The organism is Streptomyces antibioticus (assembly GCF_002019855.1).
GTDB lineage: Bacteria > Actinomycetota > Actinomycetes > Streptomycetales > Streptomycetaceae > Streptomyces > Streptomyces antibioticus_B.
Genome location: NZ_CM007717.1, coordinates 2,642,351 through 2,664,307, shown reverse-complemented (window position 1 = coordinate 2,664,307; position 21,957 = coordinate 2,642,351). Strand labels below are relative to the sequence as shown.

Sequence of the window (21,957 nt, the reverse complement as noted above, 5' to 3'; positions counted from 1 at the left end):
CCGGGTCACAGCCACAGGGACCCGCTGGCCACAGGGACCCGCTACTCGCCCTTCGCGCCCGTGAGCCCTTCGAGCCGGCTCAGGACCGTCACCTTGCCGCCCACCGTCGCCGGGTCCAGCGCGATGCCGTTCGCGACGAACTCCATCGTCAGCGACTGCTTGATCTCCCCGGTCGTCAGCGCCCGCACGCTCTGGTTCGGGGCCGGCACCGACGCCCCCGCCGCGGCCGTCTGCTTGACGTAGTGGTGCGTGGAGAAGAACACCAGCGCCCCGCCGTCCGCCGTGCGCAGCGCCAGCGGCGCGAAGTCGCCGTCGGTCAGCGACTCGTCGATGTACTGCTGCACCAGCCCCGGCTTCGTGGAGTTCTTCGCCCGGGTGGTCCGCAGCGTCGTGGTGTACGCGCCGTCCTTGAACGTGTCGCCGCCGGACTTGAGATAGGTGGCGTACTCCTTGCTCATGTCCCGCGGGGGAACGGCGAGTTCGGGGGCGTCGGCGGGCACGTCCCGCGCCCAGCCGTCGGCGTCCTCGGAGAACTCCGGCAGCGCGCCCGGCGCCACCAGCGTCAGATACGCCGCCTGCCACGGCTCGGACAGGTCGTCGCGGGTGAAGACCAGCACCCAGCGCGCCGAACCGCCCTTGTTGGACTTGGCGTCGGCGACGAACCAGCGCGGCCAGCCCGCCTTCTTCGGGATCGTGTACGTCACGTCCGACAGCACCAGCGGGGTGTGCTGGGGGTTGCCGCCGGGGTTGTTGGCCTTCCCGGCCTTCAGCCGCGCCGCGTCGATCGCCCCGAGGGCACCGGTGGTGTGCTCGGCGTCGAGCGAACCGTCGTACGCCGCGTCCGCCTCGTTGTACGCGGCGGTGAACTGCTCCAGCGCCTTCGCCGCCTCGGCCCGGGTCGCCGAGGGCAGCACCTCGCGCTCCCCGTGGACCACCACGCACCCGCTCGCCGTCAACGACAGGACGGCGGCCGCCGAGACGGCCAGCAGCGCGCCCCGGTCACGGCCGCGGAGTGTCCGAGGGCCGCGCCGCCCCCTGCTCCCCGGATGCGTCTCCACGTGCCTCATCAGGTGTCTTCACCTTCCCCTTCCCGGAGCCGAACCCTACCGGGGCGAGGAACAGGGCGAGTGTCGGGACCAGGTACAGCAGCCACACCGTGACCTGGACGACGGTCGGGTCGGGCTGGAAGTTGAACACGCCCTTGAGGAGCGTCCCGTACCAACTGTCGGGCGGGATCGTGCCGCTGACGTCGAACGCCTTGTCCGTCAGCCCCGGCACCCAGTCGGCCTCCTGGAGGTCGTGGACGCCGTACGCCAGCACGCCCGCGGCCACGACGACGAGCATGCCGCCCGTCCAGGTGAAGAACTTCGCCAGGTTGATCCGCAGGGCGCCGCGGTAGAACAGCCAGCCCAGCAGCACCGCCGTCGCGAGGCCGAGCGCCACGCCGATCAGCGGGCGCGGGGTGCCGTCGCCGGCCGCGTGCACGGACGCCCACACGAACAGGGCGGTCTCCAGCCCCTCCCGGCCGACGGCGAGGAAGGCGGTGGCCACCAGTGCGCCGGTGCCCATCGCGAGGGCCGCGTCGAGCCTGCCGTGCAGCTCGGACTTCAGATGCCGGGCGGTGCGCCGCATCCAGAACACCATCCACGTCACCAGGCCGACCGCGAGGATCGACAGCGAGCCGCCGAGCGCCTCCTGGGCCTTGAACGTCAGTTCCTGGGAGCCGAATTCGAGGACGGAGCCGAAGCCCAGCGCGAGCAGCACCGCGATGGCGATACCGCCCCACACGGGCCCCAGGGCGTCCCTGCGGTCGGTCTTGACCAGATAGGCGATGAGGATGCAGACGACGAGCGAGGCCTCCAGGCCCTCCCGCAGTCCGATCAGGTAGTTGGAGAACACGGGCTACGCCTCCTCGGAGAACAGCGTCCGGCCCCACCAGTCGTCCTGGTCGCGGACGCCGGGCGGGATCGCGAAGACCGCCGAACCCACGTGCTGGATGTACTCGTTGAGCGCGTCGGTGGCGAGGTTGCGCTGCACGCGCACGAACCCCTCGCGCACATCGCGCTGGTAGGCCAGGAAGAACAGGCCCGCCTCCAGCCTGCCGAGGCCGTCGGTGCCGTCGGTGAAGGAGTAGCCGCGCCGCAGGAGGGTGGCGCCGCCGTTGGAGTCGGGGTGGGCGAGCCGGACGTGCGCGTCGGGCAGCATGGCCTTCAGGAACGGCTCGTCGCGTTCCTTCGCCTTGCCGACCGGGGCGCCTTCGCCCTTGTCCCGGCCGAAGATGTCCTCCTGCTCCTGGAGCGAGGTGCGGTCCCAGGTCTCGATGTGCATCCGGATCCGCCGGGCGACCAGGTACGAGCCGCCGGTCATCCACGCCGGGCCGTCCTTCTCGCCGACCCACACGAACTTCTCCAGCCGGCCGGTCTCGGTGCCCGCGATGTTGCGGGTGCCGTCCTTGAAGCCCATGAGATTGCGGGGGGTCTGCGCGTCGGGCGTCGTGGACGAGGTCTTGCCGAAGCCGAGCTGCGACCAGCGGATGACGACCTTGCCCATGCCGATCCGGGCCAGGTTGCGGATCGCGTGCACGGCGACCTGCGGATCGTCCGCGCACGCCTGGACGCACAGATCGCCGTCGGAGCGGGTCGCGTCGAGCGCGTCCCCGGCGAACCGGGGCAGGTCGATCAGCGCGTCCGGCCGCCGCGCGTCGAGCCCGAACTTCCGGAACAGGGACGGTCCGAAGCCCACCGTCAGCGTCAGCCGGGACGGCTTGAGACCGAGCGCCTCGCCGGTGTCGTCCGGCGGGGCCTCGGGCAGACCGCCGAACGCGCCCTCTCCGACGGCCTTTCCGGCCGTCATCCGCCGGGCCGCGTCCGTCCAGTCCTTCAACAGCCGTACGAACTCGGCGCGATCGGTGGTCGTCACGTCGAACGCGGCGAAGTGCAGCCGGTCCTGGACCGGGGTGGCGATCCCGGCCTGGTGCGGGCCGTGGAAGGCGACGGCGGCGCCCGCCCCGGCGTCCGGGGGACCGGAGTCCTCGCCGCCGCGGGTCACCGCGACCGCGCCGCCCGCCGCGGCGGCACCGAGCGCGAGCCCGGCACCGCCCCAGCCGATCAGCGCCCGCCGCGACGGCCCGTCGCCCTGACTCTGCGTCATGTCGCTCATCCCTCGCTGCCCTTCGCCGCTTCTCGTCCCCGTCCCGCGCTACTTCGCGACGGCGGCGGCGAGCTTCGACAGCGGCTCCGCGAGCGCGTTGACCGCGTCCGACAGCTCCTTGCGGTCGGCCGCGCCGACCTTGTCGTAGGAGGTGAACTCGTACGACGTCGTGTTCGGGCGGTACTTGTCCAGCAGCGTGTTCAGCGCGGCGAACTGCTTGTCCAGCTCGGTGACCAGGGCCGCGTCGTTCTCCTTGGCGACCGGCTTGAGCAGCTCGTACGACTTCTGCGCGCCCTCGACGTTGGCCTTGAAGTCGACCAGGTCGGTGTGCGAGTAGCGCTCCTCCTCGCCGGTGACCTTGCCGGTGGCGACCTCGTCGAGCAGCTCCTTGGCGCCGTTGGCCATGGAGGTCGGGGTGATCTCGGCCTTGCCGACCCGGTTCTGCCAGTCGGTCAGGTCGGTGATGAGCTGGTCGGCGAGCTGCTTGTCCCGGTCGGTGATCTTCTTGTCCTGCCAGAGGGACTTCTCCAGCCGGTGCCAGCCGGTCCAGTCGGTGGCCGGGTCCTGGCCCTCCTCCAGACCGTCCGCGCGGACGTCGACCTTCGGGTCGATGTCACCGAAGGACTCGGCGACCGGCTCGGTGCGCTCCCAGCCGATCCGGGAGGGCGCGTACGCCTTCTTGGCGGCCTCCAGGTCACCGGCCTTGACCGCCTCGGCGAAGGTCTTGGCCAGCGGCAGGGTGGCGTCGGCCTGCTCCTGCGCGTACTTGCGGTAGGCGGCGACGGCCGCGTCGAGCCGCGGGTCGCGCGCGGCGGCCTTGCCGCCGGTGACCTTGAGGTCCTGGCGGATGCCGTCGCCCTTCATACCGGGCTTGCAGGCGATCTGGTAGGAACCGGCCTTCACCTCGGCGGTGACCCGCTGCTTGGTGCCGGGGCCGATGTTCTCGCGCTCGGTGACGACCCGGTCGTCCGGGAAGAGGATGTAGACCTCGGTGACCTTGGAACCCTTGTTCTCGATGGCCAGTTCGACGTGCCCGGCGGAGATCTCCTTCGCCGAGGTCTCGCACTCGCTGTCGGTCGCGGTCACCGTGATCACCCGGTCGCCGCTTTTCGCGTCGCTCTTCTCGGTGCAGCCGGTGACGGCGGTGAGGGCCGACACGACGGCGACGGCGGTGACGGCGGACAGTCTGGCGGCTCGCATGCGCGCTCCCGGCTGGCTGAAAATCGAGTGACAGGGCCCACCCGGGGTGAGTGAGGCTTGCCTAACTTATCCAAGCCTTACCTGCGAAGTACCCTGCCGTGCAGTGATTCAGCTCTCATAGACACCCGTATGGGAACGACCCGATCACGGTGACCGAAAGCGGACCCCAAGGGCAGGTCAAAGGAGATTCAAAGGTTCCGTTCGAGGTCCCTGTCGGGGTCCCTGTCGAGATCCTTGTCGGGGTCCCGTTCGGGGGTCACCAGGAGCGCTCCGGTCCGCGGGTGCGGAAGCACCTCCACCGGCTGGTCGTACACCTCCGACAGCAGCCGTCCGGTGAACACCTCGGCCGGCGGCCCGTCCGCCGCGACCCGTCCCTCGTGCAGGACGGCGACCCGGTGCGCGTAGGCGGCCGCGAGCCCCAGATCGTGCAGGACGACCACGACTGCGTCGCCCTCCCGGGCGCGTTCCCGGCACAGCCGCAGCACCAGCTCCTGGTGCTTGAGGTCGAGCGCGGCGGTCGGCTCGTCCAGCAGGAGCAGCGGCGCGCGCTGGGCGAGCACCCGGGCGAGGGCCACCCGGGCCCGCTCGCCGCCGCTCAGCGCGGAGAACGGCCGTGCGGCGAAGTCGGTCACCTCGGTCGCCGCCATCGCCTCGGCGATCACCGCCTCGTCCTCGGCGGGCGAGGAGTCGTGCGGCGCGCGTCCCATCCGGACCACGTCCGCCACGGTGAACGGGAACGACAGCACCGCCGCCTGAGGCAACACGGCCCGCCGCAGAGCGAGTTCCGGCGCGGACCACCCCCCGGCGGGCCGCCCGTGGATCCGCACGGTACCGCTCGACGCCGGCAGATCGGCCGCGAGCGCGGCGAGCAGCGTCGACTTCCCGGCCCCGTTGGGCCCGACGAGCGCAAGCACCTCCCCGGCCCGCACCCGCACATCGACCCCCCGCAACACCTCCCGCCCCCCGAGCCGCACCCACACCCCATCGGCCTCAGCGACGACATCCCCCCGGGCAACACCCTCCGGAGGCAGGGCCCGACCACGAAGAACTCTCATACAAGGACTCCTGAAAAGAGGGGGAGGGAGGGGACATCGGCAGATGGGGGCCAGGGCCCGAAGGGCCCGCCCCCCAGGGGCGCGGGGAACTGCGCGCCCGGCCACGACGCACCCGCACCCGCCGCCTGCCCCCGGGTGGCACCCCGTTCCGCGTGGCCCCGACGGATGGCTGGGGGCCGGAGGTCCCCTAGGGGCGCGGGGAACTGCGCGACCAGCCACCACGCACCCGCACCCGCCGTCCCACCCCCCGCCGCACGGCGAACCGCGCGAACCTGGACCGGGGTCACGCCCAACCCCCCTGCCGCCGCCGCGTCCTCCGCAGCAGCCAGAAGAAGAACGGGCTCCCCAGCAGCGCCGTGAGAACACCCAGCGGCAACTCCGCCGGAACGGCAACCGTCCGCGCCGCCAGATCCGCCGCCAACAGCACCAGCGCCCCCAGCAGCGCACTCCCCGGCACCAGGAACCGATGCCCCGGCCCCGCCGCCATCCGCAGCAGATGCGGGATCACCAGCCCCACGAAGCTGATGATCCCGGACACGCTCACCGCCGCCGCCGTCAGCAGAGCGATCACCAGGATCAGCACGATCCGCAGCCGCTCCACCTCGACCCCCAGATGCCGCGCCGGCCGCTCGCCGAGCGCCAGCAGGTCCAGCCGCCGGGAGTACAGCGGCGCCAGCCCGAGCCCGATCGCCGCGCACGGCAGCACCGCGAGGACCTTGGGCCAGGTCGCCTGGGAGAGCGAGCCGAGCTGCCAGAAGGTGATCTGCTGGATCGCCGCCGCGTCCGCGAAGAACAGGCACAGCCCGATCAACGCCCCCGCGAACGCGTTGACGGCGATCCCGGTGAGGATCAGCGTCACCACCTCCGACCGCCCCCCGGACCGCGACAGCGCGTACACGAGCAGCACCGTCCCGAGCCCGCTGAGAAACGCAAACGCGGGCACGCTCCAGTTGCCGAGGAAGGTGAAGCCGAACGCGATCGAGGCGACCGCCCCCACCGCCGCGCCCGAGGAGATGCCGATGACCCCCGGCTCGGCGAGCGGATTGCCGAACACGCCCTGCATGAGCGCCCCCGCACACCCCAGCGACGCGCCCACCAGCAGCGCGAGCACGATCCGCGGGAAGCGCACGTTCCACAGCACCGACTCGGCGACCCGGTCCAGCTCGCCGCCGCCCAGCCCGATCCGGTGCTGCACCGAGGACAGCACGTCCCCGACCGGGATCGGATACGCGCCCAGCGCACCGGCCACCGGCACCAGCACGGCCAGCGCCACCACCAGCCCGGCGGTGAGCAGCCAGGCGGTGCCGCGCGAGCCGCGGGGCACCGTCGCACGGGCCACGGATTCGACTTGCTTGTCCAGGACGGTCACGAGGGAACCTTAGGTGAGGCTTACCTACATCAAGACAGGTGGGCGGGCGGTGTTTCAATGCCCGGGTGACTGATTACGACGTGCTCCGCGTGTTCTGCGCGCCGAACCGGGGCTACGGCAACGAACTGGCCGTGGTCCGCGACGGTTCCGTCCTGCCCGACCGCCGGGACCGCCAGGAGTTCGCGGCGAAGCTCGGCTTCAGCGAGACGGTGTTCGTCGACGACCCCGAGCGGGGCGTCATCGACATCTACACGCCCACCCTGCGGCTGCCCTTCGCCGGCCACCCCTGCGTGGGCACGGCCTGGCTGCTCGACGTGCCCGAACTGGTCACCCCGGCCGGGGTGGTCGGCGTCCGGCTGGACGGCGAGTTCAGCTGGATCGAGGCGCGGGCGGAGTGGGCCCCGCCGCGCACCCTGCGCCAGTACGGCAGTGCCGCCGAGGTCGACGACCTGGCGGTGCCGCCGCCCGGCGAGTGGATCTACGCGTGGGCCTGGGAGGACGAGCCGGCCGGCCGGATCCGCGCCCGCGGCTTCCCCGGCCGCGACGACGGCGTCGAGGAGGACGAGGCGACCGGCGCGGCCGCCCTGCTGCTCACCGAGCGACTGGGCCGCGCCCTGAACATCACCCAGGGCGCCGGCTCCCAGATCCTCACCGCCCCGCAGCCGTACGGATGGGTGGAGATCGGCGGCCGCGTCTTCCTGGAACGCTGATCACGCCGACCACGCTGGTCACGCGGAGAGCGGGAACTCCTCGCCCAGCGCTCGGAAGACGGCCGTGTTCAGCGCGAAGGCGCGCTTGCACTCGGTCACGATCCGCTGCTTCTCCAGGTCGTCCGCCCGTACCCCGTCCAGCAGTTCGCGGTAGTCGCGCTTGAACGCGGCCGGGTTGCCGATCTCCTCGAAGACGTAGAAGCGGACGCCGTCGCCCTTCTTCTCGAACCCCCAGGTCTTCTCCGCCTTGTCGCGGATGATCTGGCCGCCGGAGAGGTCGCCGAGGTAGCGGGTGTAGTGGTGGGCTATGTAACCGGCGGGCCACTGCTCGGCGCACTCGCGCACCCGGTCGGCGTAGACCCGGGTGGCGGGCAGCGCCGACAGGCCCGCGCGCCAGTCGGGGCCCCGCAGATGGGCCAGGTCCCGTTCCAGCGCGGGCAGCCGGTACAGCCGGGGCTGGACGAAGGGGCCCGCCACCGGGTCCGACGCCAGCCGGCCGGCGCCGGCCTCCAGTGCCTCGTACACGAACCAGAGCTGCTCGGTGTAGCGCGCGTACGCGTCCACGCCGAGTCTGCCGCCGAGCAGGTCGCTCATGAACGTCGAGGTCTCCGCCTCCACGTGCTGTTCGTGGGACGCGGTGCGGATGAGTGTCGAGAACGAGTCCATGGGGCAGATTTTCTATGGTTAGGCTTACCTAAGTCAATGCCTTGCCGACCTTCTGTCGGTAACCTTTCCGACAAGCGGTCGGTAAAAACGTACCCGGACGCCGAAAGGCCCGCCCTCCGAGTGGAGAGCGGGCCTTCTTGCGGCAGGGGAGTGGGGTCAGGGCAGCGTGAGGATCTCCGCGCCGGTCTCCGTCACCACCAGCGTGTGCTCGAACTGGGCGGTCCGCCTGCGGTCCTTGGTGACCACGGTCCAGCCGTCGTCCCACATGTCGTACTCGTGCGTGCCCAGCGTCAGCATCGGCTCGATCGTGAACGTCATCCCGGGCTGGATGACCGTGGTCGCGTGCGGGCTGTCGTAGTGCGGGATGATCAGGCCCGAGTGGAACGACGAGTTGATGCCGTGACCGGTGAAGTCCCGCACCACGCCGTACCCGAAGCGCTTGGCGTACGACTCGATGACCCGCCCGATGATGTTGATCTGGCGGCCCGGCTTGACCGCCTTGATCGCACGGTCCAGGGACTCCCGGGTCCGCTCGACCAGCAGCCGGCTCTCCTCGTCGACGTCCCCCACGAGATACGTGGCGTTGTTGTCGCCGTGCACCCCGCCGATGTACGCGGTCACGTCCAGGTTGACGATGTCGCCGTCCCGCAGCACCGTCGAGTCCGGGATGCCGTGGCAGATCACCTCGTTGACGCTCGTGCACAGGGACTTCGGGAAGCCGCGGTAGCCGAGCGTGGAGGGGTAGGCGCCGTGGTCGCACATGTACGCGTGCGCCACCTTGTCCAGCTCGTCGGTGGTCACCCCCGGCGCGATCAGCTTCGCGGCCTCCGCCATGGCGCGCGCCGCGATCCGCCCGGCGCGGCGCATCGCCTCGATCGTCTCGGGCGTCTGCACCTCCGGACCGGTGTACGGCGTCGGCGCGGGCTTGCCCACGTACTCGGGACGGCGGATGTTTCCGGGCACGGAACGGGTGGGGGACAGCTCCCCTGGAACGAGCAGCGACTGGCCAGACATGCCGGCGAGTCTATCGAGCGGCGGTGGGGGAACATGTGGGGTGGCGAGAGGAGCAGGTCATGCCGCTGTTCAAGAAGCGCGTCACGGGAAAGCCGGGCGAGTGGTTCTACTGCCTGGAGCACAAGAAGGTGGAGGAGGGTCCGGACTGCCCCGGCAAGGACCGCTTCGGCCCCTACGCGTCCCGCGAGGAGGCCCAGCACGCGATGGACACCGCCCGCGAACGCAACCTCCAGTGGGAGAACGACCCCAAGTGGCACGACACCCCGACGGGCACCCAGGAGGAGGACTAGCCCCTTACCGGGGGCGAGGCGGCCCGCCAGGGCGGCGCGGCTGCCGGGCAGGGTCCGGCGGGCGCGGCCTGGCCCGGACGGGCACGGAGCCCCGCCGGGGCGCGGGGTGCGGTGCGCGGTCGGACTGTGGGGTTTCCACCGGCCGCCTCGCCGGTGGGTGGGGCCCCGGACAGGGGGAGTCCCGCCGGGGGCGCCCGGGGCGGCGTGTGGCTGGGTTGTGGGGTTCCTGTAGGCCGCCTCGGCGGTGGGCGGTGGACCCTGACAGGGGCTGAGCCCCCGCCGGGGCACTAGCCCTTTGACTGGGGCGCGGTGAGTCCGCCAGGGCGGTGCGGCTGCCGGGCAGGGTCTAGCGGGCGCGGCTGGGCCCGGACGGGCACTGAGCCCCGCCGGGGGCGTGCGGCGCGGCGCGCGGTCGGGCTGTGGGCCACTCGCCGGTCGCTTCGCCGATGGGCGGGGGCCCGGGGCTGAGCCCCGCCGGGGGCGTCCGGTGCGCGCGTGGCTGGGTTGTGGGTTCCCGTCGGCCGCCTCGGCGGTGGGCGGGGGACTCCGGCGGGGGCTGAGTCCCCGCGGCCGCCGCGGACGGAGAGCACCAGCTCCGCGCGCGGCCCGTCGTCGAGGGGGCGTCCGCCTGGCCTCCGTGTCGGTCGACCCGAACTGTCACCAGGGCGGTGGCGGTGGGGCCGTCAGGGATTCTGCCAGGGCGGCCAGGCGGGTGCGCAGGGTGTGGCGGGGGCGGCCGGGGTGGCCGGGGTGGGGGTTCTCGCCCGTTGCCGCGCTGACCAGGTGCTGGACCGTGTCCAGGTCCAGTTCCGAGCCGTCCGGCACCGGGAGCGACTCGTGGGCCAGGGACGTCAGGTCGGGCTCGGGCGGGCCGAGGGCGAGGACTGTCACGCCGGCGCGACGGGCGTCCGCCACCCGGTCCAGGAGCGGCGCGTCCGCGGCCGGTGAGGCCACCAGCAGGGTCTCGCCGCGCCGGGCCGCGCCGATCCGGCCGAGGCCCACCGCCAGGTGCGGGGGGTCCGAGGGGCGCGCGTGATGGCGTACCAGGGTCGGCGCCAGTTCCGGCGTACCGGACCAGGCCGCCTCGTCCACCAGATGCGCCGCGAGATGCCACGGCTCGTACTCCGCCGTGCCCACCAGCAGCAGCCCGCCCCCGTGCGAGACCACCGAGCCCCGCAGCACCGCGGCGAACCCGCGGGTGGCCCCCAGCCACTCGGTCCCGGCGAGCACCTCGCGCAGCAGCGCGACCCGTACGGCGTCCATGCCGCCGCATCCTGCCCCAATCGGACACCGGCCGTGGGCGGTTCGCCGCACCTTCACCCGGCACGGCGAAAGCGGCCCCGCGCGCCCCACGTAAAGTCGGCCCATGACCTCTACCGACAGTGCACAGAACGCTCCCGCGAAGGCCCCCGCCAAGGACCCCTGGGACCTGCCCGACGTCTCCGGACTGGTCGTCGGCGTGCTCGGCGGCACCGGCCCGCAGGGCAAGGGGCTCGCCTACCGCCTCGCCAAGGCCGGCCAGAAGGTGATCATCGGCTCGCGGGCCGCCGACCGCGCGCAGGCCGCCGCCGAGGAGATCGGTCACGGGGTCGAGGGCGCCGACAACGCCGAGACCGCCCGCCGCAGCGACGTCGTGATCGTCGCCGTACCGTGGGACGGGCACGGCAAGACGCTGGAGTCGCTGCGCGAGGAACTCACCGGCAAGATCGTCGTCGACTGCGTCAACCCGCTCGGCTTCGACAAGCAGGGCGCCTACGCCCTGAAGCCCGAGGAGGGCAGCGCCGCCCAGCAGGCCGCCGCCCTGCTCCCCGGCTCCCGGGTCACCGCCGCCTTCCACCACCTCTCGGCGGTCCTGCTCCAGGACCCGGAGATCGACGCGATCGACACCGATGTGATGGTGCTCGGCGAGGAGCGCGCGGACGTCGAGATCGTCCAGGCGCTCGCCGGCCGCATCCCCGGCATGCGCGGCGTCTTCGCGGGCCGGCTGCGCAACGCCCACCAGGTGGAGTCCCTGGTCGCCAACCTGATCTCCGTCAACCGCCGCTACAAGGCGCACGCGGGACTGCGCGTCACCGACGTCTGAGCGGACGGGGCGGATGGGGGACACTGGACGGCACCACCCAGTGTCCCCAGCAGGCACGACCGACAGGAGAGACCCCCATGCCCCGCCTCGCCCTCTTCACCCTCGTCGTCTGTCTCCTCGCCGTGACCGCCGCCGTGATCTCCTTCGCGCGGGGCAGCCTCCTGGGGATCGTGTGGGTGCTGCTGGCGGGCCTGTCGTCCAACATGACCTGGTACTACCTCAAGCGCGAGAAGGCCCGGAAGTCCGTCACCGGATGACCGCGCAGTACTCGTTCGACTCCTCCCAGAACCGGTAGAGGTTCTCGCCGCAGTAGCGGTGGACGTCGTCCACCCCCAGGCCGTCGAGGAGGGCGTAGATCGCCTGGAAGAACTCCCGGTTCACCGCCGGCACCATCAGCAGCGCGAACACGAACAGCAGCCCGAACGGCGCGAACGGCGCCACCTGACGGCGCACCGAGTACGACAGCCAGGGCTCGATCACGCCGTAGCCGTCCAGCCCCGGCACCGGCAGGAAGTTCAGCAGCGCCGCCGTCACCTGGAGCAGCGCGAGGAACGCGAGCGCGTACCGGAAGTCGCGCGGGACGCCGTCCAGCGCGTCCAGCCAGAACGGGGCCGTGCACACCGCCGCGAACAGCACGTTCGTCAGCGGGCCCGCCGCCGAGACCAGGCTCTGCCGCCAGCGGCCCTTGATCCGCCCGCGCTCGATGAACACCGCGCCGCCCGGCAGACCGATCCCGCCCATGATCACGAACACCACCGGTAGCACGATGCTCAGCAGCGCGTGCGTGTACTTCAGCGGGTTCAGCGTGAGATACCCCTTCGCGCCCACCGAGATGTCCCCGCTGTGCAGGGCGGTGCGCGCGTGCGCGTACTCGTGCAGACAGAGCGAGACGATCCAGGCGGCCGTCACGAACAGGAACACGGCGACCCCGGGCTGCTCGGCGAAGCCGGTCCAGGTCGCCCAGCCGGTGACCGCCGTGACGGCCAGGATCCCGAGGAAGACGGGACTGATCCGTCGCTCGCCGCGGCGGGTGATGGCGGTGGTCATGGGGCTCCCCCGGGGACTCGTGCGCACGCTCCGAACGGCCCGACCGTACCGGGCACCGGGCGCACCGGGAAAACGTCTCGCGGTGCCCCCCGGGTTCCATGGAAGGCTGGGGGACCGCCCGCACCGCACCGAACCGCTCGCCCCACCGGCGGATCCCCGTGACCGCCCGCCACGCCACCGGACAGAATGGACCCCGTGCGCTACCGCATCCTCGGCACCACCCAGGCGCTCCGCCCGGACGGCACCCCCGTCGCCGTCGGCGGGGCGCGGCTGCGTGCCCTGCTGACCGTGCTGGCGCTGCGGGCCGGACGCACCGTGCCCGCCGGCACCCTGGTGGACGAGGTGTGGGCCGGCGACCCGCCCGCCGACGCCACGGGCGCGCTCCAGGCCCTGGTCGGACGGCTGCGCCGGGCGCTGGGCCCGGACGCCGTGGACTCCACGGCCGGCGGCTACCGGCTCACCGCCGCGCCCGACGCGGTCGACCTGCACCGCTTCGAACGGCTCACCGCGGACGGGCTGCGCGCCCTCGCCGACGGCGACCCCGCCAAGGCGGCCGGCCTCCTCGACGACGCGCTCGCCCTCTGGCAGGGCCCGGCCCTCGCCGACCTGCCCGACCGCGCCGCGGAGGCGGCCCGCCACGAGACGCGCCGCCTCGACGCGGTACGGGCCCGGCACACCGCGGCGCTCGCCCTCGGCCACGCCGCGCAGTCGCTCCCCGAACTCACCGCCCTGTGCGACGCCCACCCCCTGGACGAGCCGCTCCAGACCCTGCGGCTGCGCGCCCTGCGCGACACCGGCCGCCCCGCCGAGGCCCTCGCCGCCTACGACGAGGTCCGCCGCCTCCTCGCCGACCGCCTGGGCTCCGACCCCGGCCCCGCACTCCGCGCCCTGCACGCGGAACTCCTCAGCCCCGAGGAACGGCCGCCGGCCGACACGAACGCCGGGACCGACACCGGCCTCACGGAGTCCGCCGCGGCCGTCGCCGTACGGGTCGATGCGCCCTCGGGGGAGCGGACCCCGGACCCGGCCGCGGACCTCCGGGTGCCGTCGGCCCCCGCCCCCGACGCCACCCCCGCCCCCGACACCACCCCCACCCCCGGCAACCTCCGTGCCCGGCTCACCTCCTTCGTCGGCCGGGAGGCCGATATCGAGGTGATCCAGGGTGATCTGGCGGGAGCCCGGCTCGTCACCCTGCTCGGCCCCGGCGGCGCGGGCAAGACGCGGCTGTCGCAGGAGGTCGGCGAGGCCGTGCGGCGGCATCTGCGGGACGGGGTGTGGCTCGCCGAGCTGGCCCCCGTGTCCGACCCGGACGCCGTGCCGCAGGCCGTCCTGACCGCCGTCGGAGCGCGCGAGACCGTGCTGTACGGCGCCGGTGCCGAGGAGATGCGGGCGGTGGCCGAGCGCCACGACGACCCCGTGGAACGGCTCGTGGAGCACTGCGCGCGCCGCCGCATGCTGATCGTCCTCGACAACTGCGAGCACGTCATCGAGGCCGCCGCCCGGCTCGTCGCCCGGCTCCTCGAACGCTGCCCCGGTCTCGTCGTCCTCGCCACCAGCCGCGAACCCCTCGGTGTGCCGGGCGAGTTGGTACGGCCCGTGGAGCCGCTCCCTGAGCCGGTCGCGCTGCGGCTGCTCGCCGACCGGGGCGCCGCCGCCCGGCCGGGGTTCCGTACCGAGGACGACCCGGAGGCGTGCGCCGAGATCTGCCGGCGGCTCGACGGTCTGCCGCTCGCCATCGAACTGGCCGCCGCCCGACTGCGGATACTGACCCCGCGGCAGATCGCCGACCGGCTGGACGACCGCTTCCGGCTGCTCACCTCCGGCAGCCGTACCGTCCTGCCCCGCCAGCAGACCCTGCGCGCGGTCGTCGACTGGTCCTGGGACCTGCTGGACGAGGACGAACGCGACGTCCTGGCCCGGCTGTCGGTCTTCGCCCGCGGCTGCGACCTCGCCGCCGTCGAGGCGGTCTGCGGCGGCGGCGACGCCCTCGACCCGCTCTCCTCCCTCGCCTCCCTGGTCGACAAGTCCCTGGTCGTCGCCGCACCCGCGGCCGACGGCGCCATGCGCTACCGGCTCCTGGAGACCGTCGCCGAGTACGCCGCCGAACGGCTCGACGAACGCGGCCACCGGATCGCCGCCGAGCGCGCCCATCTCACGTACTACCGTGAACTCGCCCGCACCACCGAGCCGTTGCTGCGCGGCTCCCGGCAACTCGAGGCCATCGAACGCTTCCAGGCCGAGTACGAGAACCTGCGCACCGCGCTGCGCCGGGCCGTCGACGCGCGCGACGAGCAGGAGGCGCTGGTGCTCGCGCTGTCCCTGGTCGGCTACTGGCAGATGCGTGATCTGCGCATCGAGGCCCGCAACTGGTCCCGCGCGGTGATGGAGCTGGGGCCCGACCCCTTCACCGATCCGGTCCGCCCCGCCGCCCCCGTGCGTGAACCCGTCATCGCCACCCCGCCGCCGCTGACCGGCGAGATCCTGCTGGAGGCCCGGCGCGGTATCCACCTCTCCCATCTGGCCTGTATGGACATGGAGTTGGACGCCTGGGACAACCCGGCCGCGCAGAACAAACTGCGGGTCGTCGGCGAGACCTACGCCCCCGGCCTGCCGCAGACCTGCCGCGCCCCCGGCCTGCTCTGGTTCTACGCCGTGATGCTGACCGGCGACATGGACCGCATCCGCGTCATCGTCGACGCCAACGTCGAGACCTGCCGCGCCACTCCCGGCTACGAGCACGAGCTGGCCACCTGCCTCCAGATGCGCGCCAACCTCCTCGCCAACCGGTCCGACTGGGCCGGGGACGCGGGCCGGGACGCCGACGAGGCCCTGGAGATCTTCGGCCGGCTGGGCGACTCCTGGGGCGCGGCCGAGGCGTACTCGGCGCGCGCCGAGGCGAGCGAGCGGCTCGGCGCCTACCGGGAGGCCGCCGTCGACTATCAGGCGGCCATGGACCACGCCGAACAGCTCGGCGCCCGCCACCAGTTGGCGGTCCTCGGCGCCCGGCTGGGCAGCGCGCTGGTCGAGGCGGGGGACACCGAGCGGGGCGAGCGGATGCTGCGCGATGTCATCGACAGCCGGTGGGGCATGGCCAACGAGGCGATGCCGGTCGCCCGGCTCTTCCTCGCCGGCTGGCTCGGCCTCACCGGCCGCCGGGCCGAGGCCCGCGAGCAACTCCTGCTGCTGCGGGAGGAGTTCGGCATCGCGCACTTCGTCGTCTTCGACGCCTTCATCCTCGGCGCGGAGGCATGGCTGGACGTCCTCGACGGCCGGTACGAGAGCGCGCTGGCCGCCGTCCGCAAGGCCCTGGAACGGGCGGCCGACAAGCTGTCCATGAACATCGCCCCGCATATGCGCGCCTTCTACCTCGTCATCGCCGCGGCCGCCCTCGCCGGGGCCGACGGCGGCCGCCGGGCCGTGGACGCCGCCCGCTGCCTGGGCACCGCCGACACCCTGCTCCCGCCCCACCACGTCGCCGTACGGCTGGAGCGCGAGGCGCACCGGCTGGCCACCGAGCGGGCCAGGACCGCGCTCGGCGATCCGGCGTTCGACGCCGCGTACGCCGAGGGCGGTGGCCTCTCGTACGAAGAGGCCACCGCCCTGGTGTGAGCGCGGAAGGGCACAACCGGCCCCGGACACTCAGGTCTTGGTGCGGAACTTGTGGATCGCGACCGGCGCCATCACCGCGGTGAGCCCCACCGACCAGGCCAGGGTCACCCACAGGCCGTGCGCGACCGGACCGCCGACCATCAGTCCGCGCGCCGCGTCGGCGAGCGAGGACAGCGGGTTGTACTCGGTGAAGTTCTGGAGCCAGCCCGGCATCGACGCGGTCGGCGCGAAGATCGACGAGCCGAACTGGAGCGGCATCAGCACCAGGAAGCCCATCGCCTGCACCGACTGCGCGTTCTTCATCGTCACACCGAGGGTGAGGAACACCCACATCAGCGCCGAGCCGAACACGGTCGCCAGGCCCACGGCGGCGAACAGCCCCGGCCAGTGGGTGATGTCGAAGCCCACCAGCACGCCCACGATCATGAGGATCACGCAGGCGACCAGCATGCGCATCAGCTCGACCACGATCTTGGCGAACAGCACCGAGCCGCGCCCGATCGGCAGCGACCGGAAGCGGTCCATCACACCGGAGTTGAAGTCGGTGTTGAAGCCGGTGCCCACGCCCTGGGCCATGTTCATCCCCATCATGGCCAGCAGACCGGGCACGACGTACTGCACGTACGCCTCCTGGCCGCCGCCCAGCGACTGCCCGATGGAGCCGCCGAAGACGTACACGAACAGCAGGGTGAAGATCACCGGGAACAGCACGGCGTCGAACATCGACTCCGGGTCCTGCCGTATCCACAGCAGGTTGCGGCGGATCAGCGCGCCGGTGTGGCGCAGATGGCTGCGCAGCGTGATGCGCGAGTCGGCGAGGGCGGTGGTCTCGGCGCCGGCGTCCGCGGGGGCGCTCGCGGGGGTGATCGTGGGGGCGCTCATACGGCGACCTCCTCGCGGGTCTCGGAGGGGACGGTGTCCTGCGGACCACTGGCGCGGTGGCCGGTCAGCGACAGGAACACCTCGTCCAGGCTGGGCAGTTCGGTGGTGAGGGAGGAGAGCGTGATGCCGCGCGCGGTGACCGCGCCGACGACGGCCGTCAACTGCTCGTCGCTGAGCACCGGCACCAGCACCGAGGCCCGCTCGGTGTCCACGACGGTCGCGGCCAGGCCCGTGATGCCCAGGTCGTCCAGCGCGCGGGCCAGCGGGCGGAGCTGGAGCGGGTCCGCCGGGCGGATGCGCAGCGTGCGGCCGCCGACCTTCGCCTTCAGCTCCTCGATGCCGCCCTTGGCGATGACCCGGCCGCGGTCCACGACGGTCAGCTCGGAGGCGAGCTGCTCGGCCTCCTCCATGTACTGGGTGGTGAGCAGGACGGTCACGCCGTCCCCGACCATCGCCTTGACCTCGTTCCACACCTCGTTGCGGGTGCGGGGGTCGAGGCCGGTGGTCGGCTCGTCCAGGAACAGCACGGCGGGCCGGCCGATCATGGAGGCGGCGAGGTCCAGCCGGCGCCGCATACCGCCGGAGTAGGTGCCGGCGGGACGGCGGGCCGCCTCGGTCAGCGAGAACCGCTCCAGCAGCTCGTCGGCGCGGGCCCGCGCGTCCTTGCGGGACAGGTCGAGCAGCCGCCCGATGAGGTACAGGTTCTCCCAGCCGGGGAGCTTCTCGTCGACGGAGGCGTACTGGCCGGTCAGGCCGATCACCCGGCGGAGCTGGCGGGGCTGGCGTACGACGTCGTAGCCGACGACGGTGGCCTGGCCCGAGGTGGGGGCGAGGAGGGTGGACAGGATGCGCACCAGGGTGGTCTTGCCGGCGCCGTTCGGGCCGAGCACGCCCATCACGGTGCCCTCCCGCACATCGAGGTCGACACCGTCCAGTGCCCTGGTCTCGCCGTAGTGCTTGACCAGCCCCCGAACGGTCACGGCGCTTCCGGCGCCACTGGGGTTCGTGTCGATTCGCTTCATGCCGACAACGATGCGGGGCCCCGCCGACAAACCACCGACATGCCGCCGACAGCCTCACCTACAGCCTGCCGACAGGCGGTGTCGGCGGGATGTCGGCGGGATGTCGGTGGAACGCGCGGCAGCCCGCCGACGGGGGAAGATCGGCGGGCTGCCCTGTGCGCGGAAAATGGCTCAGTGGGACGGGAACATCGGGGTACGGCTCAGTGGACGGAGTGCTCGTCCAGCGGGAACGTGCCGCCGACGACGTCCTCGGCGAACGCCTTCGCCGCGTCGCCCATGACCCGGCGCAGGTCGGCGTACTGCTTGACGAACTTCGGGACCCGCCCGCCGGTCAGACCGAGCATGTCGGTCCACACCAGCACCTGCGCGTCCGTCTCGGGCCCGGCGCCGATCCCGACCGTCGGGATGTGCAGCACCCGGGTGACCTCGGCGGCCAGCTCGGCCGGCACCAGCTCCAGGACCACCGCGAACGCGCCCGCGTCCTGCACGGCCTTGGCGTCCCGCAGAAGCTGCGCGGCCGCCTCCTCGCCCCGCCCCTGCACGCGGTAGCCCATCGCGTTCACGGACTGCGGGGTCAGACCGATGTGGGCCATGACCGGGATCCCGGACTCGACGAGCAGCTCGATCTGGCGGTGCGAGCGCTCCCCGCCCTCCAGCTTCACGGCGCCGACCCCGGCCTCCTTGACCAGCCGGGTCGCCGAGCGCAGCGCCTGCACCGGGCCCTCCTGGTAGGAGCCGAACGGCAGGTCGCCGACGATCAGGGCGCGCTGGGTGCCGCGCACGACGGCCGCCGCGAGCATGGTCATCTCGTCGAGGGTGACGGGGACGGTCGTCTCGTACCCCAGATGGCAGTTGCCCGCCGAGTCGCCGACGAGCATGACCGGGATCCCGGCCTCGTCGAACACGGACGCGGTCATCGCGTCGTAGGCGGTGAGCATGGGCCACTTCTCGCCGCGCTCCTTGGCGAGGGCGATGTCCCGGACGGTGATACGGCGTGTGCCCTTCCCCCCGTACAGCGCCTTGCTGCCGTCGGTGGGCGTCTGCGGTGCAGTCTGGGCAGCCGAAAGCTGCGTCATGGCAACGGCTCCTTCGTCATCTCGAGGCGCCCTCACGGCGTCCCCGGACCACCTCCCATGGTGGCACCTCGTGCCACCGGGGACCAGACCGCCCCCTGTGGCCAAGGTCTCGCCGGTCCCGCCCTCCGTGCGTCCGCACGGGTAAGGTCTCCGTAAAGGATTCCGATACGAGACGGTTCCGTATCGGAAGTGGCCTAGGCTCGCTGCCATGACTACTCCTGCCGTCCACCGGATCCCGGAAGAGGTGCACCGGCGCCGCTGGGCCATCCTCGGTGTGCTGATGCTGAGCCTGCTGATCGTGGTGCTGGACAACTCGATCCTGAACGTCGCGATCAAGACGATCTCCACCCCGGCTCCCACCGGCCTCGGCGCCACGCAGAGCGAGCTGGAGTGGGCCATAAACTCCTACACCCTCGTCTTCGCGGGCCTGCTGTTCTCCGCCGGTCTGCTCGGCGACCGCCTCGGCCGCAAGAAGGTGCTCCTCGGCGGTCTGGTCGTCTTCGGCATCGGCTCCGCGCTCGCCGCCGAGTCCGGCTCCCCGGCCCAGCTCATCGCCTTCCGCGCGCTGATGGCCGTCGGCGCCGCGTTCGTGATGCCGGCCACCCTCGCCGTCCTGATGAACGTCTTCGAGCGCGAGGAGCAGCCCAAGGCGATCGGCGTCTGGGCGGGCGGTGTGGGCATCGCCATCGCGATCGGCCCGATCACCGGCGGTCTGCTCCTGGACCACTTCTGGTGGGGCTCGGTCTTCCTGGTCAACGTCCCGATCGTGCTCATCGCCATCGCGCTGATGATCTGGCTGGTCCCCGACTCCCGCGACCCCAAGCCCGGCCGGATCGACCCGATCGGCGTCGTCCTGTCCGTCGTCGGCCTGGTCCTGCTGGTCTACGGCATCATCAAGGGCGGCGAGCTGGCCGACTTCACCGACCCGACGGTGCTGGTGACCATCGGCGCCGGTCTCGCGGTGCTCGCCGCGTTCGTCGTCTTCGAGGCGCGCAGCGACCATCCGTCCATCGACGTCACCTACTTCAAGAACAAGGTGTTCTCGGCCGCCATGGCCGTCATCACCCTGGTCTTCTTCGCGCTGATGGGCGTGACGTTCTTCTCGGTCTTCTACACCCAGAGCGTGCGCGGCTACTCGCCGCTGGAGACCGGTCTGCTCCTGCTGCCGCTGGCCATCGCCCAGATGATCTTCGCTCCGCGGGCCCGGCTGGTCGTCGACCGGATCGGCGTCCGGGCCACGACCACGGTCGCGATGCTGGTGCTGGCCGCGAGCCTGCTGGCGTTCGCCCTGTTCGACCGGGACACCCCGCTGTGGGTCCTGGAGATCGTCTTCTTCGCCATGGGCGCCGGCATGGCCCATGTGATGACGCCGACCAGCGTCGTCATCATGCAGGCGCTGCCCCGCGAGAAGGCCGGTTCCGCCTCCGCGCTCAGCAACACCTTCCGCCAGGTCGGCGGCGCGCTCGGCATCGCCGTCCTCGGCTCGGTGCTCTCCACGGCCTACCGCAACGGCATCGAGGACAAGCTCGGCGGTCTGCCGCCCGGTCTGCGGGACACCGCGGGCGAGTCCATCGAGGCCACCCTCGGGGTCGCGGCGAAGCTCGGCGACCGGGGCAAGGCCCTCGTCGGGCCCGCCGACGACGCGTTCCTGCACGCCATGCACATCACCGCCGTCTGGGGCGCCGCGATCGCGCTCGTCGGCGCGGTCGTCGTCGCCCTGTTCCTGCCGGGCCGCCCGAAGACCGGCCCGGAGACCGCAGGGGACACCGGGGACGCGGGGGAGGAGGAGGCGCTGGCGCGCGTGGAGTCGTAGCCGGAGCCGACGAAGGCCGCCGGCCGGCGTGGAGCCGCGGCGGCGGCCGGGCGACAATCACACCAGGGGACGACGGCGCGACGGCCGGTGTGCCGCGCCGACCGACGAAAGGACCGATGGACGTGAGCCTCGCCGACCGTGGAACCGCCGCGGAGCCCCCCACCCGGGGCCGCCCCCGCAGCGAGGCCGTGGAACGGGCCATCATCGAGGGCACGATGAAGCTCCTCGAGGACGGCGTCCCGCTCGCCGAGATCTCCATCGAGCGCATCGCCCGCACCGCCGGCGTCGGCAAGGCCACCATCTACCGGCGCTGGAGCGGCAAGGAGGAACTCTTCGTCGACGTCCTGCGCGCCGCCGAGCCCGACGACCCCGAACTCCCCGGCACCTCCCTGCGCGACGACCTCGTCGTCCTGCTGGAGGCCCTGCGGGTGCGCGGCCTCGCCAACCGTTCCTCGGCGATCCTGCACAACGTCCACGCCCAGATGAAGTCCAGCCCCAAGATCTGGGCGGCGTACGACAGTTCGGTGATAGCGCCCCGGCGCAGGATGGGCCTCGAAGTCCTGCGCCGCGGCCGGGAGAACGGCGAACTGCGCGCCGACGTCGACCTGGAGCTGGTCAACGACATCGTCGTCGGCCCCATGCTGGTGCGCAGCGTGCTGCGCCCCGACGCCGACCTCACCGACGACCGGCTCGCCGAGCGCATCGTCGACACGCTCCTCGAAGGGCTGCGGCCCGCCGACGGAACGGCCGGCCGCACCACGGCTTGAACGTGCGTGACCGGCCGTCCCGTCGGCGGGTCGCGCCACCGTCCGAATGTGCGCGTTCCGTCACAGAGCGCCCCTCCGCCGCCGGGGCCGGAACCCCCTGCGCCGCACCGCTCGTCCTCGTGCCCGTACGGCCGTCACGCGACGGCGAGAACCGAGCCGTTCATCCCCTAGGGTCGTACCCGCGGAGGACGTACGGTGTGCACG

Annotated in this window: 20 protein-coding genes; 7 read left to right on the top strand and 13 right to left on the bottom strand. The window is 72.6% G+C overall.

Annotation, left to right across the window (positions count from 1 at the left end; translation table 11 throughout):
• Positions 1-41: 41 nt before the first annotated feature.
• The 6 genes from AFM16_RS11855 to AFM16_RS11830 form a co-directional block, all read right to left on the bottom strand.
• Entirely contained in the window at positions 42-1,067 is a 1,026-nt protein-coding gene (locus AFM16_RS11855) for an SCO2278 family lipoprotein (RefSeq protein WP_078633268.1), read from the bottom strand.
• Positions 1,000-1,899, bottom strand: a complete 900-nt coding sequence (efeU, locus tag AFM16_RS11850) for an iron uptake transporter permease EfeU (protein WP_030794231.1) — start codon at positions 1,897-1,899, stop codon at positions 1,000-1,002. The genes AFM16_RS11855 and efeU overlap by 68 nt, the downstream gene beginning before the upstream one ends.
• A 3-nt stretch (positions 1,900-1,902) precedes the next feature.
• Complete coding sequence (gene efeB, locus AFM16_RS11845) at positions 1,903-3,150, bottom strand: iron uptake transporter deferrochelatase/peroxidase subunit (protein ID WP_030794234.1); 1,248 nt, start codon at positions 3,148-3,150, stop codon at positions 1,903-1,905.
• A gap of 48 nt (positions 3,151-3,198) precedes the next feature.
• Positions 3,199-4,350 carry an iron uptake system protein EfeO gene (gene efeO / locus AFM16_RS11840; RefSeq protein ID WP_030794236.1) on the bottom strand — a complete coding sequence of 384 codons (1,152 nt, stop codon included), beginning with the start codon at positions 4,348-4,350 and terminating at the stop codon, positions 3,199-3,201.
• 188 nt (positions 4,351-4,538) lie between these two features.
• Positions 4,539-5,405, bottom strand: coding sequence for a heme ABC transporter ATP-binding protein (locus AFM16_RS11835; protein WP_078633267.1), 867 nt, complete (start codon positions 5,403-5,405; stop codon positions 4,539-4,541).
• A 283-nt stretch (positions 5,406-5,688) separates the two neighbouring features.
• Entirely contained in the window at positions 5,689-6,774 is a 1,086-nt protein-coding gene (locus AFM16_RS11830; RefSeq protein ID WP_030794240.1) for a FecCD family ABC transporter permease, read from the bottom strand.
• Positions 6,775-6,839: 65 nt separating this feature from the next.
• Between AFM16_RS11830 and AFM16_RS11825 the strand changes: the two genes are divergently transcribed.
• The gene (locus tag AFM16_RS11825; RefSeq protein ID WP_030794243.1) at positions 6,840-7,484 is read left to right on the top strand and encodes a PhzF family phenazine biosynthesis protein; all 645 of its coding nucleotides are present in this window, start codon (positions 6,840-6,842) and stop codon (positions 7,482-7,484) included.
• 18 nt (positions 7,485-7,502) lie between these two features.
• Here the strand turns inward: AFM16_RS11825 and AFM16_RS11820 are convergent, their stop codons facing one another.
• Together AFM16_RS11820 and map are read right to left on the bottom strand one after the other, a co-directional pair.
• Complete coding sequence (locus AFM16_RS11820) at positions 7,503-8,150, bottom strand: biliverdin-producing heme oxygenase (RefSeq protein ID WP_078633266.1); 648 nt, start codon at positions 8,148-8,150, stop codon at positions 7,503-7,505.
• A gap of 156 nt (positions 8,151-8,306) precedes the next feature.
• Positions 8,307-9,164, bottom strand: coding sequence for a type I methionyl aminopeptidase (map, locus tag AFM16_RS11815; protein ID WP_030794248.1), 858 nt, complete (start codon positions 9,162-9,164; stop codon positions 8,307-8,309).
• 59 nt (positions 9,165-9,223) lie between these two features.
• On the opposite strand from map, the gene AFM16_RS11810 reads away from it, so the two are divergent.
• Positions 9,224-9,454 (top strand): hypothetical protein, encoded by a 231-nt coding sequence (locus AFM16_RS11810; RefSeq protein WP_030794251.1) that lies wholly within the window; start codon positions 9,224-9,226, stop codon positions 9,452-9,454.
• Positions 9,455-10,111: 657 nt separating this feature from the next.
• Here the strand turns inward: AFM16_RS11810 and AFM16_RS11805 are convergent.
• Positions 10,112-10,717 (bottom strand): hypothetical protein, encoded by a 606-nt coding sequence (locus AFM16_RS11805; protein WP_078633265.1) that lies wholly within the window; start codon positions 10,715-10,717, stop codon positions 10,112-10,114.
• Between the two features lie 103 nt (positions 10,718-10,820).
• Here AFM16_RS11805 and npdG point away from each other — a divergent pair, with 103 nt between their 5' ends.
• Together npdG and AFM16_RS11795 are read left to right on the top strand one after the other, a co-directional pair.
• Entirely contained in the window at positions 10,821-11,537 is a 717-nt protein-coding gene (gene npdG / locus AFM16_RS11800; protein ID WP_078633264.1) for an NADPH-dependent F420 reductase, read from the top strand.
• A gap of 77 nt (positions 11,538-11,614) precedes the next feature.
• The gene (locus AFM16_RS11795; protein WP_030794259.1) at positions 11,615-11,794 is read left to right on the top strand and encodes a hypothetical protein; all 180 of its coding nucleotides are present in this window, start codon (positions 11,615-11,617) and stop codon (positions 11,792-11,794) included.
• On the opposite strand, the gene AFM16_RS11790 is transcribed toward AFM16_RS11795, so the two are convergent.
• The gene (locus AFM16_RS11790) at positions 11,784-12,584 is read right to left on the bottom strand and encodes a site-2 protease family protein (protein ID WP_030794262.1); all 801 of its coding nucleotides are present in this window, start codon (positions 12,582-12,584) and stop codon (positions 11,784-11,786) included. The genes AFM16_RS11795 and AFM16_RS11790 overlap by 11 nt on opposite strands.
• Before the next feature lie 186 nt (positions 12,585-12,770).
• Between AFM16_RS11790 and AFM16_RS11785 the strand changes: the two genes are divergently transcribed.
• Complete coding sequence (locus tag AFM16_RS11785) at positions 12,771-16,193, top strand: AfsR/SARP family transcriptional regulator (RefSeq protein ID WP_078633263.1); 3,423 nt, start codon at positions 12,771-12,773, stop codon at positions 16,191-16,193.
• A gap of 30 nt (positions 16,194-16,223) precedes the next feature.
• On the opposite strand, the gene AFM16_RS11780 is transcribed toward AFM16_RS11785, so the two are convergent.
• From AFM16_RS11780 to panB, 3 genes are all read right to left on the bottom strand, one after another.
• The gene (locus tag AFM16_RS11780) at positions 16,224-17,075 is read right to left on the bottom strand and encodes an ABC transporter permease (RefSeq protein ID WP_030794269.1); all 852 of its coding nucleotides are present in this window, start codon (positions 17,073-17,075) and stop codon (positions 16,224-16,226) included.
• Positions 17,072-18,097, bottom strand: a complete 1,026-nt coding sequence (locus AFM16_RS11775; RefSeq protein ID WP_078633262.1) for an ATP-binding cassette domain-containing protein — start codon at positions 18,095-18,097, stop codon at positions 17,072-17,074. Before AFM16_RS11775 ends, AFM16_RS11780 begins: the two co-directional genes overlap by 4 nt.
• A gap of 200 nt (positions 18,098-18,297) precedes the next feature.
• Positions 18,298-19,173: a 3-methyl-2-oxobutanoate hydroxymethyltransferase gene (panB, locus tag AFM16_RS11770; RefSeq protein WP_030794275.1), complete on the bottom strand. Its 876-nt coding sequence runs from the start codon at positions 19,171-19,173 to the stop codon at positions 18,298-18,300.
• Between the two features lie 208 nt (positions 19,174-19,381).
• On the opposite strand from panB, the gene AFM16_RS11765 reads away from it, so the two are divergent.
• Together AFM16_RS11765 and AFM16_RS11760 are read left to right on the top strand one after the other, a co-directional pair.
• Positions 19,382-20,986: an MFS transporter gene (locus AFM16_RS11765; RefSeq protein ID WP_078633261.1), complete on the top strand. Its 1,605-nt coding sequence runs from the start codon at positions 19,382-19,384 to the stop codon at positions 20,984-20,986.
• 122 nt (positions 20,987-21,108) lie between these two features.
• Positions 21,109-21,753, top strand: a complete 645-nt coding sequence (locus tag AFM16_RS11760) for a TetR/AcrR family transcriptional regulator (protein ID WP_245177673.1) — start codon at positions 21,109-21,111, stop codon at positions 21,751-21,753.
• The last annotated feature ends 204 nt before the right edge of the window (positions 21,754-21,957 follow it).

What these genes read in the sequence shown, in the direction of transcription:
- AFM16_RS11855 (WP_078633268.1), bottom strand. Translation starts at nt 1,067, where the DNA reads ATGAGGCACGTGGAGACGCATCCGGGGAGCAGGGGGCGGCGCGGCCCT.
- efeB (WP_030794234.1), bottom strand. Translation starts at nt 3,150, where the DNA reads ATGACGCAGAGTCAGGGCGACGGGCCGTCGCGGCGGGCGCTGATCGGC.
- efeO (WP_030794236.1), bottom strand. Translation starts at nt 4,350, where the DNA reads ATGCGAGCCGCCAGACTGTCCGCCGTCACCGCCGTCGCCGTCGTGTCG.
- AFM16_RS11835 (WP_078633267.1), bottom strand. Translation starts at nt 5,405, where the DNA reads ATGAGAGTTCTTCGTGGTCGGGCCCTGCCTCCGGAGGGTGTTGCCCGG.
- AFM16_RS11820 (WP_078633266.1), bottom strand. Translation starts at nt 8,150, where the DNA reads ATGGACTCGTTCTCGACACTCATCCGCACCGCGTCCCACGAACAGCAC.
- map (WP_030794248.1), bottom strand. Translation starts at nt 9,164, where the DNA reads ATGTCTGGCCAGTCGCTGCTCGTTCCAGGGGAGCTGTCCCCCACCCGT.
- AFM16_RS11810 (WP_030794251.1), top strand. Translation starts at nt 9,224, where the DNA reads ATGCCGCTGTTCAAGAAGCGCGTCACGGGAAAGCCGGGCGAGTGGTTC.
- AFM16_RS11805 (WP_078633265.1), bottom strand. Translation starts at nt 10,717, where the DNA reads ATGGACGCCGTACGGGTCGCGCTGCTGCGCGAGGTGCTCGCCGGGACC.
- npdG (WP_078633264.1), top strand. Translation starts at nt 10,821, where the DNA reads ATGACCTCTACCGACAGTGCACAGAACGCTCCCGCGAAGGCCCCCGCC.
- AFM16_RS11795 (WP_030794259.1), top strand. Translation starts at nt 11,615, where the DNA reads ATGCCCCGCCTCGCCCTCTTCACCCTCGTCGTCTGTCTCCTCGCCGTG.
- AFM16_RS11790 (WP_030794262.1), bottom strand. Translation starts at nt 12,584, where the DNA reads ATGACCACCGCCATCACCCGCCGCGGCGAGCGACGGATCAGTCCCGTC.
- AFM16_RS11785 (WP_078633263.1), top strand. Translation starts at nt 12,771, where the DNA reads ATGGACCCCGTGCGCTACCGCATCCTCGGCACCACCCAGGCGCTCCGC.
- AFM16_RS11780 (WP_030794269.1), bottom strand. Translation starts at nt 17,075, where the DNA reads ATGAGCGCCCCCACGATCACCCCCGCGAGCGCCCCCGCGGACGCCGGC.
- AFM16_RS11775 (WP_078633262.1), bottom strand. Translation starts at nt 18,097, where the DNA reads ATGAAGCGAATCGACACGAACCCCAGTGGCGCCGGAAGCGCCGTGACC.
- panB (WP_030794275.1), bottom strand. Translation starts at nt 19,173, where the DNA reads ATGACGCAGCTTTCGGCTGCCCAGACTGCACCGCAGACGCCCACCGAC.
- AFM16_RS11765 (WP_078633261.1), top strand. Translation starts at nt 19,382, where the DNA reads ATGACTACTCCTGCCGTCCACCGGATCCCGGAAGAGGTGCACCGGCGC.